Source organism: Oscillibacter valericigenes, from assembly GCF_021531435.1.
In the GTDB taxonomy this organism is placed as follows: domain Bacteria; phylum Bacillota; class Clostridia; order Oscillospirales; family Oscillospiraceae; genus Oscillibacter; species Oscillibacter valericigenes_B.
This window is the reverse complement of sequence record NZ_JAFBIS010000002.1, coordinates 178682-192828: the sequence shown is the minus strand read 5'-3', so window position 1 is coordinate 192828 and position 14147 is coordinate 178682. Positions and strand designations below refer to the sequence as shown.

Genomic DNA, 14147 nt, shown 5'->3' with positions numbered 1-14147 from the left:
TTCAGTGTGACGAATGGTTCTGGATCATTCGTCGTCGAAATCGACGTCGATGTCCGCGCCGGCGTCCTCCGGGGCGTCCTCGATGTCAAAGCCGGACTCCTGGAAGTCCGCGTCCTCGGCGAAGGCGCGGTGACGGTCGTCGTCCGCGTCCATCCGGGCCAGGTTGAAGGTATCCATGGCGTCCTCGTCTTCCTTCAGCTCGATGGGGTTGCCGTTCTCGTCCAGCACCTGGATGTCCAGGCACAGGGACTGCAGCTCCTTCACCAAAACCTTGAAGGACTCGGGCACGCCGGGCTGGGGCACATTGTGGCCCTTGACGATGGCCTCGTAGGTGCGGACACGGCCCGTCACATCGTCGGACTTGACGGTCAGGATCTCCTGCAGGGTGTAAGCCGCGCCGTAGGCCTCCAGGGCCCAGACTTCCATCTCGCCGAAGCGCTGGCCGCCGAACTGGGCCTTGCCGCCCAGAGGCTGCTGGGTGACCAGGGAGTAGGGGCCGGTGGAACGGGCGTGGATCTTATCGTCGACCAGATGGTGCAGCTTGAGGAAGTACACATAGCCGACGGTGACTTTGTTGTCGAAGGGCTCTCCGGTGCGGCCGTCGTACAGCACGCTCTTGCCCTCGGGGTCCAGGCCGGCCTCTTCCAGCATTCCCTTGATGTCCTCTTCCCGGGCACCGTCGAAAATGGGGGTGGCGACCTTGCAGCCCAGGGCGTGGGCAGCGTAGCCCAGATGGACCTCCAGCACCTGGCCGATGTTCATACGGGAAGGCACGCCCAGGGGGTTCAGCACGATGTCCAGCGGGGTGCCGTCGGGCAGGAAGGGCATATCCTCCTGGGGCAGGACCCGGGACACGACGCCCTTGTTACCGTGGCGGCCTGCCATCTTGTCGCCCACCTGGATCTTGCGGCGCTGGGCGATATACACGCGGACCACCTGGTTTACGCCGGGGCCCAGCTCGTCGCCGTTCTCACGGGTAAAGACCTTGGTGTCCAGCACGATGCCGCTCTCGCCGTGGGGCACTTTCAAAGAGGTGTCGCGGACCTCGCGGGCCTTCTCACCGAAGATGGCCCGCAGCAGACGCTCCTCGGCGGTGAGGTCGGTCTCGCCCTTGGGGGTGACCTTGCCCACCAGGATGTCGCCGGACTTGACCTCGGCGCCCACGCGGATGATGCCGTTCTCGTCCAGGTCCTTCAGGGCGTCCTCGCCCACGTTGGGGATGTCCCGGGTGATCTCCTCGGGGCCCAGCTTGGTGTCACGGGAGTCGATCTCGAACTCCTCGATGTGGATGGAGGTATACAGGTCCTCCCGCACCAGGCGCTCGTTCAGCAGAACGGCGTCCTCGTAGTTGTAGCCTTCCCAGGTCATGAAGCCCACCAGGATGTTGCGGCCCAGGGCGATCTCGCCCTGATCGGTGGCGGGGCCGTCGGCCAGGACGGTGGGGTCCTCCCACTCGCCCTTCTCATTCAGGCGCTTGCCATGGACCCGCTCGCCCACATCGACAATGGGATGCTGGTTGATGCAGGTGGTGTGGTTGGAACGCAGGAACTTAGTGAGTTTATAATCCTTGGTCTCGCCGCTGTCGTACTTGACGGTGACATGGCGGGCGTCCACGGAGGTGACCACACCGTCGCCCTCGGCCAGCACCACGATCTCGGAGTCGATGCAGATCTTGTGCTCCATGCCGGTGCCGACGATGGGGGCCTCGGGCCGCAGCAGAGGCACGGCCTGGCGCTGCATGTTGGCGCCCATCAGGGCACGGTTGGCGTCGTCGTTGGGCAGGAAGGGGATCATGGCGGTGGCGATGGAGACCATCATACGGGGGCTGACGTCGATATAGTCCACCAGCTCCTTATCCACTTCCACGATCTCGTCACGGTGACGGGCGGTGATACGGGCGTTGATGAGGCAGCCGTTCTCGTCCAGGGGCTCGGCGGCCTGGCCGACGATGTAGTTGTCCTCCTCGTCGGCGGTCATATAGGTGATGGTGTTGGCAACCTTGCCGGTCTCCTTGTCCACAGCGCGGTAGGGGGCCTCGATGAAGCCGTACTCGTTGATGCGGGCATAGGTGGCCAGGTAGGAGATCAGGCCGATGTTGGGACCTTCGGGGGTCTCGATGGGGCACATGCGGCCATAGTGACTGTAATGGACGTCACGGACCTCCATGTTGGCGCGCTCACGGCTCAGACCGCCGGGGCCCAGAGCGGACAGGCGGCGCTTGTGGGTCAGCTCGGCCAGGGGGTTGGTCTGGTCCATGAACTGGCTCAGGGGGCTGGAGCCGAAGAACTCCTTGATGGCGGCGGTAACGGGCCGGATGTTGATGAGGCTCTGGGGCGTGACGATGGCCAGGTCCTGGATGCTCATGCGCTCCCGGATGACACGCTCCATGCGGGAGAAGCCGATGCGGAACTGGTTCTGCAGCAGCTCGCCCACGCAGCGCAGACGGCGGTTGCCCAGATGGTCGATGTCGTCCTTCACGGAGATGCCCATGGCCAGGCCGTTCATATAGTTGATGGAGGTCAGGATGTCGTCGATGATGATGTGCTTGGGCACCAGATCATCCTTGTGCAGTCTGATCTGCTCCTTCAGCTCCTCGCCGGAATACTGGCCCAGCAGCTCCTGCAGCACCTCGAACCGGACCCGCTCCTTGATGCCGCACTCGGCCAGGGGGTCGAAGTCCACATAGTGCTTCAGGTCGCACATCTTGTTGGACATGACCCGCAGGGGGGTGCCGTCCACGTCGATAGTGACCTCGGCCACGCCCACGGTGTCCAGCAGACGGGCGTCCTCCTTGCTCAGCAGGTGGCCGTCCTCGAACAGGATCTCGCCGGTGGCGGGGTCCGCCACGGGGTAGACCAGCTTGTAGCCGGTGACCCGCTGCCACAGGGACAGCTTCTTGTTAAACTTGTAGCGGCCCACGATGGACAGATCGTAGCGCCGGGGGTCGAAGAACAGGTTGTTCATCAATGTTTCGGCGGCCTCCACCGTGGGGGGCTCGCCGGGACGCAGCTTGCGGTAGATCTCCAGCATGGCGTCCTCATAGGTCTTGCAGGGGTCCTTCTCCAGGGTGGTGACGATGCGGGGATCGTCGCCGAAGCGGTCCAGGATCTCCGCGTCGGTCTTCAGGCCCAGGGCGCGGATCAGGCAGGTGATGGGGATCTTGCGGTTCTTGTCGATACGGACCCAGAACACCTCGTTGGTGTCGGTCTCATACTCCAGCCAGGCGCCCCGGTAGGGGATGACGGTGGAGGTCAGGATGGGCAGGTCGGTCTTGAGGTCGATCTCCTTGCCGTAGTACACGCCGGGGGAGCGGACGATCTGGGAGACCACCACGCGCTCGGCGCCGTTGATGACGAAGGTGCCGGAGTGGGTCATCAGGGGGAAGTCGCCCATGAAGATCTCCTGCTCCTTGATCTCCTCGGTCTCCTTGTTGCGCAGGCGGACCTTCACCTTCAGGGGGGCGGCGTACGTGGCGTCACGGGCCTTGCACTCCTCCACGTCGTACTTGGGGGCCTCGTCCATCTTGTAGTCGATGAAGGTCAGCTCCAGCTTGCCCTGAAAGTCCGTGATCGCGCCCACATCCGCGAAAACCTCGCGCAGGCCGGTGTCCAAAAACTCCTGATAAGACGTCTTCTGGATCTCCAGAAGGTTCGGCATGGGAACGACTTCCTCATACCGGGCAAAGTTCTTACGAAGGGTCTTTCCGTAATACTTGTCTTTGGCCATCTTCTCATTCACCTTTCTTCTGCCGCCCCCGCCCTGTCCGGCGGGAAAAGCAAGTTGTTATTCTGGAAAGCAGCGGGTTTGAACGACACACAAGGAGCAGTTGTTAAAAATACTTCGTTCCTCTCTTGCATTGTCATGGGAAATATGCTATCTTAAATCCAGGTAATGAAGATGGGGTTCTATCCCACTTCATCATATAAGCGATTCATTTTACCATTTTGTCTCTTGCTTGTCAAGGGATTTTTCTGTTTTTCGGGCAAAAAAGGGCCTCATCCCACGGGATGAGGCCCTTTTCTTATCTTCTGTCAGTCGTACAGTTCCTCGTCGGCGTAATCATCGTACTCAGAGCCGAATTTCTGGCACAGGCGCTTCTTCATGCCGCAGCAGCCCACGCTCAGGTCATGCCAGCCGCCGATCAGCAGGCAGACGAACGCGGCAAACGCCAGGCTTGCGCCAATGATCTTCATTACCATTCTCGCGGTCTTGCTCATAAATAACCTCCTGTTCAGATGTGATCCAGGTTCACGGGATTATGATACACCAACACCCCGCATTTTACAACTGCTTTTCACCGGAAATATCCCCGGCGCCTGCCCGTTTTCCAAGCAGATAGGGCAGGAATTCGGCCATCAGCGGGACATACGCGGCCACGAACACCAGGGATGATACCCAGGCGGCCGCCTTCTTTTTCCGGGCGGGCACCGCGATGCCCAGCAGGGCCCCCAGTGCGATCAGGCAGAATTTCAGGACGGAGATGTCCCTCCAGGTGCAGTCCTTCAGATAGCGATCCGCCGCGTCAGTCAATCTGTGCATCGCCGTTCCTCCTTGCCCGTTGAAAAATCCTTTCAAATGTTCTCCTGGGAGGCGTGCTTCAGGCGTTTATCCCCGTACATATCCGTATCCGCTTTTTCCAGCAGTGTCCGCATAGGCTCTCCCGGATAGTCCGTGGACATGGCGCTGCCCACGGCATAGCTGATGGGGACCTGGACATCTCCCCGGTTATAGCGCTCCACCGCTCCGGCCACATCTTCCAATGCCTTGCGGATGGCCTCATCGTCCGCCGGGCGCAGGATAGCGATGAACTCATCTCCTCCGTAGCGGCCCACAAAGGTCCGGGCGGGCAGATTCTTCCGCAGAATATCGGCAAACTGGAAGATCAGCGTGTCGCCGGCATCGTGTCCCATGGTATCATTGACCTGCTTCAATCCGTTGAGGTCGAACATGAACACCGCCGTCGGCTCCTGCACCGCCTCATTGCCGCTGAACTGCTCGTTGCAGGAGCTCTTATTGTACAGGCCGGTATGCATGTCAACATGGGCTCTGTAATTCAGCTCCCGGTTGGACTCGGCGCCCGTGAGGACGATACACACCAGGAATGCTGTCAGCGTATACAGCACGCCGGCGGAATTTCCGCGCTCATAGTAAAGGAACAGATCCAGAAGCGCCCCCACCGTGCACAGCAGGAAGCCCACCGCCATAATGCGGGATTGGCTCGTCCGCTTCCCCCGCTTCCATTCCCGGATCTCATTGACTGTGATGGAAACTCCCGTCAGCACGATGATCACATGAGTGACAGGCAGACTCTCCCGGAAATCCATGATATTAGCGGTCTGGAGGATGATCAGTGCCGCACCGGACGCCACAGAAGCAAGGCAGGCTCCATCCAGCATGCGGTAGGATGTCCCTCTGGAGCAGCTGCGGACGAACAGCATCAGCGGCACCGGCGCCAGCATCAGCATCGCCAGAGAAATATAAGACAGCAGCAGCGGGTTCCGTGGGAACATCAGGGGCGAAAACCGGGTGTCAGACAGTTTCCAGAGGCCGATGATCACAGAGAAGATCGCTAAGTAGAGCAGCTCTCCCCCCTGCCTGTTTCCGCGTTTCAGGCGGTTATACAGCGACACCAAGGCAAACGCAGCGCCGATGGTGATTGCCAGGATGCTGAGGACGATCTGGGGAAGGTCCTTTTTCAGCTGGTTCAGATAGATCTGCAGGTGCGTTCCCATATAAAATGTGATCGTCCTGCCGCGGGCGCTTTCATAGACCGGAGTGATCTCCACCCGGACCTCCTTGTCCGCGTCCTCCGGATACAGGGGCACGAAGATCCAGTTGCTGCCGCTGGTCCGTCCGATCCGGTTCCCCGCCTGGGGCATCAGGCTGTACATCAGCTCTCCGTCGAAATAGACCTCCGCATACTGGTGTACCGTATAAAACGCCAGGCAGCAGTTTTCTTCAATGCTGTCCGGCAGGGGCCAGCGATACGTCTGGCGCAGGCCCACCGGCGCGGAAGCGTCCTCCGTCTCCCGGAAGTCCACATTTTCTATGGTCTGCTGTCCCTGCTCATTCCGTGCCGCGAATGTTTCTATATTCTCTGTTTGAGAAACGAACAGCAGCAAAATAACGGATACGAAAGCCAATATCCCGTACAGCACCGGTATGATGTTTTCTCTCTTATTCCAGAATCTCATGGCAAAATTTTCCTTGCTGCTCCTTTGGGCTTCTGTTCTTTTGGGCCATCATATCATAAATTTCAGTAAAAAACGAGGGGCCAAATAAATTTTATATTTTTTGTGCGTTTTTATGCGGCAGACCCGGCCCCCAAAAAACAGCGCCGTTGATTTCCATGAAACTCCATCCGCCGGGTGTATATCCGGGGCTGCAAATTCAGGCGTATCCGGACCTGTCAACCCTCGGAAGCAATACGAGGCGCCTGTGCGGGATGGGGAGGCGGGATCGTGTCCTGATGCTCTCCCCCGCTTTCTGTGTCACCTGCTTTTTGCTTTCTCTTGAATTGATACATATTTTGATCGGCAGCTTCTTTGACCGTCAGAATGTCATCATCTGCCGCAAACGGCGCTGCACCGACAGACACGCGGGGAAGAATCTTCCGCGTTTTTCTCCTGATATTCAATTCCTTGATCAGGTTTCTGTAACATGCTTCCGTATCCGCGTTTTCATTGAGCAAAACGCAGAATTCATCCCCGCCGATCCGGTAGCAAAAGCCGTCTTTCGAATACGCCTTTTTGATGCAGTCGGCGATCTCTTTCAGGCATTGGTCTCCCGTCAAGTGACCGTAATGATCATTGACTTGTTTAAAATCATCGACGTCAAAAACCACCAGCGTCCCGCTTTGTGATAATGCATCCGTCTTATTCAGGTAACTGTTCTGGTTCAGCAGTCCGGTCAGTTCATCCAATTGCTGCCACATTCCGTTGCAATATGTAAAGAAAAGGATCGCCAGAAGCGTTACGCACAGCCAGGTTACATGAATTTGCGGAAAGGCCACCTGTACCATCGTACCCACTAACAGGAATGCGGTAATCAAATAAATATGATGTTTGCTTTTATTCTGGTACATTTTGACAACCTGAACCGTGATGGCAAGCAGATAAAGTATGCCGGCAAAATAGGCCGCAATGTATATTCCGAAAAAGTCTCCCCGCATATATTGATTGTTCCGGTCGATGTAAAAAACGATCTTATACGGATACGAGATCGCCAATAACAGCAGATATACAGCCTCAAGCAGAAGGGCATATCTTGTGCTCCGGTTGTTCTCCAGAGCGGAAGCAAGAAAAATCGGAACTGCGGGTGTCAATCCAAATCCCAGGTAATTTGCAAAAATATTGATCCATCGGAGTGATGGCGGCCCTTGATCCACAACGACGGTAACTGCCTCTAAGACAGAAATCGCAATGATCAATACAAACGACCTGATAAACCAGAGTCTTTTCTGTTTACTCAATGTTTCATTATGCTTTGTAAGAATGCACATGATTCCCAGGACAAAGACATCGATGACCGTGATGATCAAAAAGTAGGGATCCATTTGCATATTCCCCTCCTGCCATCATCATTTGCGTTCAGAGGCAGGGGGCGGCATATGTTTGCCCCGCCTCAGCGTGTTTCAGCACCGCTGTGTGACAGCAATACGACGCTCTCCACATGCCGCGTGCCCGGGAACATATCCACGGCGCAGGCCCGGACGGGCTGATAGCCCAGCTCCCGGAAGATCTTCACATCCCGGCCAAGGGTGGCGGGGTCGCAGGAGACATACACCACCCGCTTCGGCTCCATGCCCGCTACGGAGGCGATGACCTCCGGGGCCAGGCCCTTCCGGGGCGGGTCCACGGTGATGACGTCCGGCCGCAGGCCCTCCGCCTCCAGCTTTGCCGCGATGTCCGCCGCGTCGCCGCAGAAGAATTCCGCGTTTTCGATGCCGTTCCGGGCGGCGTTCTCCTTGGCGTCCTCAATGGCCGGGGGCACGATCTCCGCGCCGATGGCCCGTTTTGCCCGCTTAGCAAGGCAGAGGGTGATGGTGCCGGTGCCGCAGTACAGGTCGAGGACCGTCTCCTCTCCCGTCAGCCCGGCAAACTCCAACGCCTTGCCGTACAGCACCTCCGCCTGGTCCCGGTTCACCTGGTAAAAGGACGGCACGGACAGCTTGAACCGGAGGCCGCAGAGGGTGTCCATCAAAAAGTCCTGGCCCCAGATGGTGCGGTACTTGTCCCCCAGAATGACGTTGCCCTTTTTCGTGTTGGTGTTCAGCACCACGCCTACCGTCCGGGGCGCGGCGGCCCGGACAAAGGCCGCCAGCTCCGGCTCCCGGGGGACCTGCTTGCCGTTGGCGACGACGCAGCACAGACTCTCGCCCTTTTTGTTCACCCGGACGTAGATGTGCCGGATGAGGCCCTTGCCGGTGCGCTCGTCGTAGGCGGAAATCTTGTATTTTTTCATCCAGTCTCCCACGGCTTTGGCTGTTTTGTCGGAAGCCTCCGACTGGATGAGGCAGCGGTCGATGGGGACCACCCGGTGGGTCCGGGCCTGGAAAAAGCCGATGGCGCCGTCAGCCCCCACGGGGTACTGGCTCTTGTTGCGGTAATGGGCCGGATCTTTGGCCCCCAGAATTTCCTCCACCTGGAGGCCCGTGCCGCCCAGACGGGTCAGGGCGTCCTGCACCCGCTGCCGCTTGGCCCACAGCTCCTCGGTGTAGCTCATGTGCTGGAAGTCGCAGCCGCCGCATTTGCCGAAATACGGGCACTCCGGCTTTGTCCGCTCCGGGGACGGCTTGTGTATCTGAACAACTTCTCCCGCCGCGCAGGTCTTCATCACTTTCGTGATGCGCAGGTCGATCTCCTCGCCCCGGATGGCCTGGGGCACGAACACCACGGCTCCGTCCAGCCGCACGATACCAAGGCCCTCGCTGGAGTAGCCCTCCACGGTGCTGGAATAGATGTGGTTTTCTTTCAGTTGTTCCATAGTGGCCTCCGGGTACGCAGGCTGAACCTGCGGAAATATGTCCTCGCAGCGGAGGACGGGAGCGCGTTACGCCTCCCACTTCTCCAGCAGCTGGCGGAGCTGGTCGGCGAAACGGGCAAGGCTCTTGTTGTCCCGGCCCTTGGAGCGCTTGATGGACGCCATGAGCATCTCGCCCACGGCCACCAGGCGCTCGTAGGCGGAGCTGGTCTTGCCGCCGGCGACGGCCTTGGCCTTCCGCTCGGGCAGGTAGCCGGGCGAGAGCATCTTGTCGGCGATCAGGTCGTAGACCTCGGTGTACTGGGGCGCGTGGGCGGTAAAGCCCATGCCCTGGATGCTCTGGGCGAAGAAGGGCGCCACCTCCCGGTCGCCGTGGACCACAAAGACGTGCTGGGGCTTGGGCTCCTTGAAGTCCGCGATCCAGCTCAGCAGATGGTCCCGGTCGGCGTGGGAGGAAAGGCCCTGGAAGTTCACGATCTCCGCGTTGACGGCGATCTCCTCGCCGAACATCTTCACGCTCTTGGTGCCCTCCAGCAGGCTGCGGCCCAGGGTGCCCTCACCCTGGTAGCCCACGAACGCCACGGTGCACTCCTTCCGCCAGAGGTTGTGCTTCAGGTGGTGGCGGATACGGCCCGCGTCGCACATGCCGGAGGCGGAAATAATGACCTTGGGGGTGGGCTCCTCGTTCAGGGCCTTGGACTCCTCGGAAGTCTCCGTCATCCGCAGATTTGTGAAGTTGAACATGTGGGTGCCGTCCTGCACCAGGGCCAGAGCGTCCTCATCCAGATAGCCGTGGAGGTTCCCGGTGAAGATGGTAGTGGCCTTTTTCGCCAGGGGCGAGTCGATATAGACGGGGAAATCCGGGTTGGACTTCACAAGGCCCGCGTCCTTGATCTCCCGGATGAAGTACAGCAGCTCCTGGGTGCGGCCCACGGCGAAGGAGGGGATGATGACGTTGCCGCCCCGGGCGATGGTCTTGTCGATGATCTCCGCCAGGTCGTCGGTGTAGCTCCAGACCTCGGTGTGGTTGCGGTCGCCGTAGGTGGACTCCATGACCACATAGTCGGCGCCGTGGATGTGGACCGGGTCCCGGATGATGGGCTGGTTGATGTTGCCCAGGTCGCCGGAGAACACCAGCCGCTTCGTCACGCCGCCCTCGGTGGCGTCCACGATGATGCTGGCGGAGCCCAGCAGGTGGCCGGCGTCCACGAATTCCACCGTCACGCCCTCGCACAGGTCGATCTTTTCGCCGTACTCGCAGGTGGTCATGAACTCCCGGACCCGGGAGGCGTCCTCGATGGTGTACAGCGGCTCCACATGGGGCGCGCCGGAGCGCTCGCCCTTGCGGTTCTTCCACTCGGCGTCCTGCTCCTGGATGTGGGCGGAGTCCAGCAGCATGATGTCCAGCAGGTCCGCCGTCAGCCGGGTGGTGAGGATACGGCCCTGAAAGCCCTGCTTGATGAGCATGGGGATGCGGCCGGAGTGGTCAATGTGGGCGTGGGTGACCAGCACGCAGTCGATGCTGTTCGCCGCGAAGGGGAACTCGGCGTTGGAGACCTCGTCCCGTCCCTGCTGCAAACCGCAGTCCACCAGGATGCGCTTACCGTTCACTTCCAGACAGTGACAGCTGCCGGTCACGCATTGATCGGCGCCGAAAAAGCTGAGCTTCATAAGAGTTCCTCCTTGTTGGATTTTGTAGGGGTTCTTCTTTTCTTGCCATGATTGTAGCATATCCCACTCAAAAGCACAATGAACGTTTGCGGTAAAATGTCCGGTTTTTGTTCTATAACCGAAACCGCCTTGTTTTTCGCGTAAAATGCCGCTATGCTGACAGGAAAGAGAGGTGAGCGCCGTGGCCGCCGGAACGCTGCGGTTCCCGTCCCTGCCGGACGACTGGTTCCCCCTGCCGCAATACGCCTTCGCGTCAGGCAGCCGGCAGCCGGTGCTGCTGGACGAGGAGCTTTGTTTTTCATAAAAAGTGAGGGAACAGGCGGCGGTTTTGGGGAAAACCGCCGCCTGTTTGTGAACTTTTTTCGGAAATCCTCATTTTTCTTTGCAATCCCTGGGCATTTGTGGTATGCTACTCTTGCTTTTTTATGGGCACGCTTCTCTTATTTAATAAAAGTATGTATTTTTCTTCCCGCTTCTTTTACAAGCGGGATTTGGAAAGGATGTTTCAAATACTATGGGTCTGATGAAAGCATTGTTTGGCGATTACAGCTCCCGGGAGCTGAAAGCCATCTATCCCATCGTGGATAAGATCGAGGCCATGGCCGACGAGTACAAGGCCATGACCGACGCCCAGCTCCAGGCGAAAACGCCGGAGTTCAAGGAGCGCCTTGCAAACGGCGAGACGCTGGACGACATCCTGCCGGAGGCTTTCGCCACCGTGCGGGAGGCCGCCGACCGGGTGCTGGGGATGCGTCCCTACCGGGTGCAGCTGGTGGGCGGCGTGGTCCTGCACCAGGGCCGCATCGCCGAGATGAAGACCGGTGAAGGCAAGACCCTGGTGGCCACCCTCCCCGCCTACCTGAACGCCCTGACGGGCCGGGGCGTCCACATCGTCACCGTCAACGACTATCTGGCCAAGCGCGACTCCGAGTGGATGGGCAAGGTCCACCGCTTCCTGGGGCTGAAGGTGGGTCTCATCGTCCACGGCCTCACCAGCAAGGAGCGGCAGGCCGCCTACGCCGCCGACATCACCTACGGCACCAACAACGAGATGGGCTTCGACTACCTCCGCGACAATATGTGCATCTACTCCTCCGAGCTGGTGCAGCGGGGCCACGCCTTCGCCATCGTGGACGAGGTGGACTCCATCCTCATCGACGAGGCCCGCACCCCCCTCATTATCTCCGGCCAGGGCGAAAAATCCACCCAGCTCTATGACATGGCCGAGATGTTCGTCTCCCGGCTGAAAAAGCAGGTGGTGGTCCAGGTGGATGACAAGGAGGAAGAGGACACCTCCGTGGACGCCGACTATATCGTGGACGAGAAAGCCAAGACCGCCACCCTCACCGCCCGGGGCATTGCCAAGGCGGAGGAGTTCTTCCATGTGGAGAACCTGTCCGACCCCTCCAACGCCACGCTGAACCACCACATCAACCAGGCGCTGAAGGCCCACGGCACCATGAAGAAGGACATCGACTACGTGGTGAAGGACGGCGAGGTCATCATCGTCGACGAGTTCACCGGCCGTCTGATGTTCGGCCGTCGGTACTCCAACGGCCTGCACCAGGCTATCGAGGCCAAGGAGCATGTCAACGTCAACAGCGAGAACAAGACCCTTGCCACCATCACCTTCCAGAACTACTTCCGCCTGTATGACAAGCTGTCCGGTATGACCGGTACCGCCATGACCGAGCAGGAGGAGTTCGGCACCATCTACAACCTGGACATCATCGAGATCCCCACCAACAAGCCCAACCAGCGCACCGACCACCACGATGTGGTCTACAAGACCGAGGCAGGCAAGTTCCGGGCCGTCATCCAGCAGGTGAAGGAATGTCACGAAAAGGGCCAGCCGGTGCTGGTGGGCACTGTGTCCATTGAGAAGAACGAACTTCTTTCCAAGCTGCTCTCCCGGGAGGGCATCCACCACAACCTGCTGAACGCCAAGAACCATGAGAAGGAAGCCGAGATCGTGGCCCAGGCCGGCAAGCTGGGCGCCGTCACCGTGGCTACCAACATGGCCGGCCGTGGTACCGATATTATGCTGGGCGGTAACGCCGAGTATCTGGCCCGGGCCGACCTGGTGAAGGCAGGGTACACGGAGGAGGTCATCGTGGACGCCACCGGCTACGCCGACACCGACAATGAGGAGATCCTCTCCGCCAGGAAGTTGTTCGCCGAGCGGCTGGCCGCCCACAAGGCCGTCATCGCCCAGGAGGCGGAGAAGGTCCGGGCCGCCGGCGGCCTGTTCATCATCGGCACCGAGCGCCATGAGTCCCGCCGCATCGACAACCAGCTCCGCGGCCGTGCCGGCCGTCAGGGCGACCCCGGTGAGACCCGATTCTATATCTCCCTGGAGGATGACCTGATGCGCCTGTTCGGTGGTGAGCGCATCAACAACATGATGGAGCGGTTCGACCTGGACGAGGACACCCCCATCGAGAACAAGATGCTGACCAAGGCCATCGAAAACGCCCAGACCACCGTGGAGAGCCGGAACTTCCAGTCCCGTAAATCCGTGCTGGAATACGACGACGTGATGAACAAGCAGCGGGAGATCATCTACGCCCAGCGCCGCCAGGTGCTGGACGGCATGGACATCAAGGACACCGTGCTGAACATGATGCACACCTCCATCGCCAACCATGTTGCTCTGGCCTTTGGCGAAAACCAGCACCTGGACGCCGCCGGTTACAAAGATATGATGCGCGGTCTGGAGGGTATCTACTTCCTGCCCTCCGCCGTCACCGTTCCCGCCGGCGAGGTGCCCTCCAAGACCCAGGAGGAGCTGACCGACCTGTGCATCCAGGCTGCCGAGGCCACCTACGAGGCCAAGGAGAAGGAGATCACCACTCCCATCATGCGGGAGCTGGAGCGGGTCATCATGCTCCGGGTGGTGGACGAATACTGGATGGACCACATCGACGCCATGGACGACCTGAAGCAGGGCATCCGGCTCCAGGCCTACGGCAACAACAACCCCGTGGACGTCTACAAGCGGGAGTCTCTCAGCATGTTTGAGGAAATGGTCTCCGCCATCCAGGACGAGACCGTCCGCCGCCTGTACTCCGTCCGCCTGAAGAAGGACGAGGAGGTCAAGCGGGAGCGGGTGGCTAAGGGCATGGTGGAAAACGTGGGCGGCGACGGCACCGCGCCGAAGAAGCAGCCCGTGAAGAAGGCCGTCAAGATCGGCCGCAACGACCCCTGCCCCTGCGGCAGCGGGTTGAAGTGGAAGAAATGTACTTGTAAGGAGTATCATCCTGACTGACGCTTTCGAGGGGGAGCAGGCTCCCCCTCGACCTCCCCCACCACCAGTGACATTGGCCACTGGTGTGTGCGTCCCAAGGGCGCACGGGTCGAGGTATTTTCGCCACGTACACGCCGCGGCGAAAATGATTGAAATTTCTTCATTTGCCTTTGGCGAATGAACTGGGGAAACCGTAGGTTTCCCCTAGCCCCTTTCCTCTGTCTGATCACGCCCCCTGTTCTCCTGC

9 protein-coding genes are annotated in these 14147 nt (G+C 59.7%); 2 read left to right on the top strand and 7 right to left on the bottom strand.

Annotated features, from left to right (window positions below):
- Positions 1-24 precede the first annotated feature (24 nt).
- From rpoB to JQM68_RS02070, 7 genes are all read right to left on the bottom strand, one after another.
- Positions 25-3726 carry a DNA-directed RNA polymerase subunit beta gene (rpoB, locus tag JQM68_RS02100; protein WP_235221257.1) on the bottom strand — a complete coding sequence of 1234 codons (3702 nt, stop codon included), beginning with the start codon at positions 3724-3726 and terminating at the stop codon, positions 25-27.
- A gap of 305 nt (positions 3727-4031) precedes the next feature.
- Complete coding sequence (locus tag JQM68_RS02095) at positions 4032-4217, bottom strand: hypothetical protein (RefSeq protein ID WP_235221256.1); 186 nt, start codon at positions 4215-4217, stop codon at positions 4032-4034.
- A gap of 64 nt (positions 4218-4281) precedes the next feature.
- Positions 4282-4539: a permease of phosphate ABC transporter gene (locus tag JQM68_RS02090; protein WP_235221255.1), complete on the bottom strand. Its 258-nt coding sequence runs from the start codon at positions 4537-4539 to the stop codon at positions 4282-4284.
- 32 nt (positions 4540-4571) lie between these two features.
- The gene (locus JQM68_RS02085; RefSeq protein ID WP_235221254.1) at positions 4572-6194 is read right to left on the bottom strand and encodes a sensor domain-containing diguanylate cyclase; all 1623 of its coding nucleotides are present in this window, start codon (positions 6192-6194) and stop codon (positions 4572-4574) included.
- 215 nt (positions 6195-6409) lie between these two features.
- Positions 6410-7555 (bottom strand): GGDEF domain-containing protein, encoded by a 1146-nt coding sequence (locus tag JQM68_RS02080; RefSeq protein ID WP_235221253.1) that lies wholly within the window; start codon positions 7553-7555, stop codon positions 6410-6412.
- Positions 7556-7623: 68 nt separating this feature from the next.
- Complete coding sequence (gene rlmD / locus JQM68_RS02075; RefSeq protein WP_235221252.1) at positions 7624-8985, bottom strand: 23S rRNA (uracil(1939)-C(5))-methyltransferase RlmD; 1362 nt, start codon at positions 8983-8985, stop codon at positions 7624-7626.
- Positions 8986-9051: 66 nt separating this feature from the next.
- Positions 9052-10653, bottom strand: a complete 1602-nt coding sequence (locus tag JQM68_RS02070) for an MBL fold metallo-hydrolase RNA specificity domain-containing protein (RefSeq protein WP_235221251.1) — start codon at positions 10651-10653, stop codon at positions 9052-9054.
- Between the two features lie 172 nt (positions 10654-10825).
- On the opposite strand from JQM68_RS02070, the gene JQM68_RS13715 reads away from it, so the two are divergent.
- Both JQM68_RS13715 and secA read left to right on the top strand, forming a co-directional pair.
- Positions 10826-10957 (top strand): hypothetical protein, encoded by a 132-nt coding sequence (locus JQM68_RS13715; protein ID WP_268821375.1) that lies wholly within the window; start codon positions 10826-10828, stop codon positions 10955-10957.
- A 210-nt stretch (positions 10958-11167) separates the two neighbouring features.
- On the top strand, positions 11168-13921 hold the full coding sequence (gene secA / locus JQM68_RS02065) for a preprotein translocase subunit SecA (RefSeq protein WP_235221250.1): 2754 nt from the start codon (positions 11168-11170) through the stop codon (positions 13919-13921).
- Positions 13922-14147: the final 226 nt, after the last annotated feature.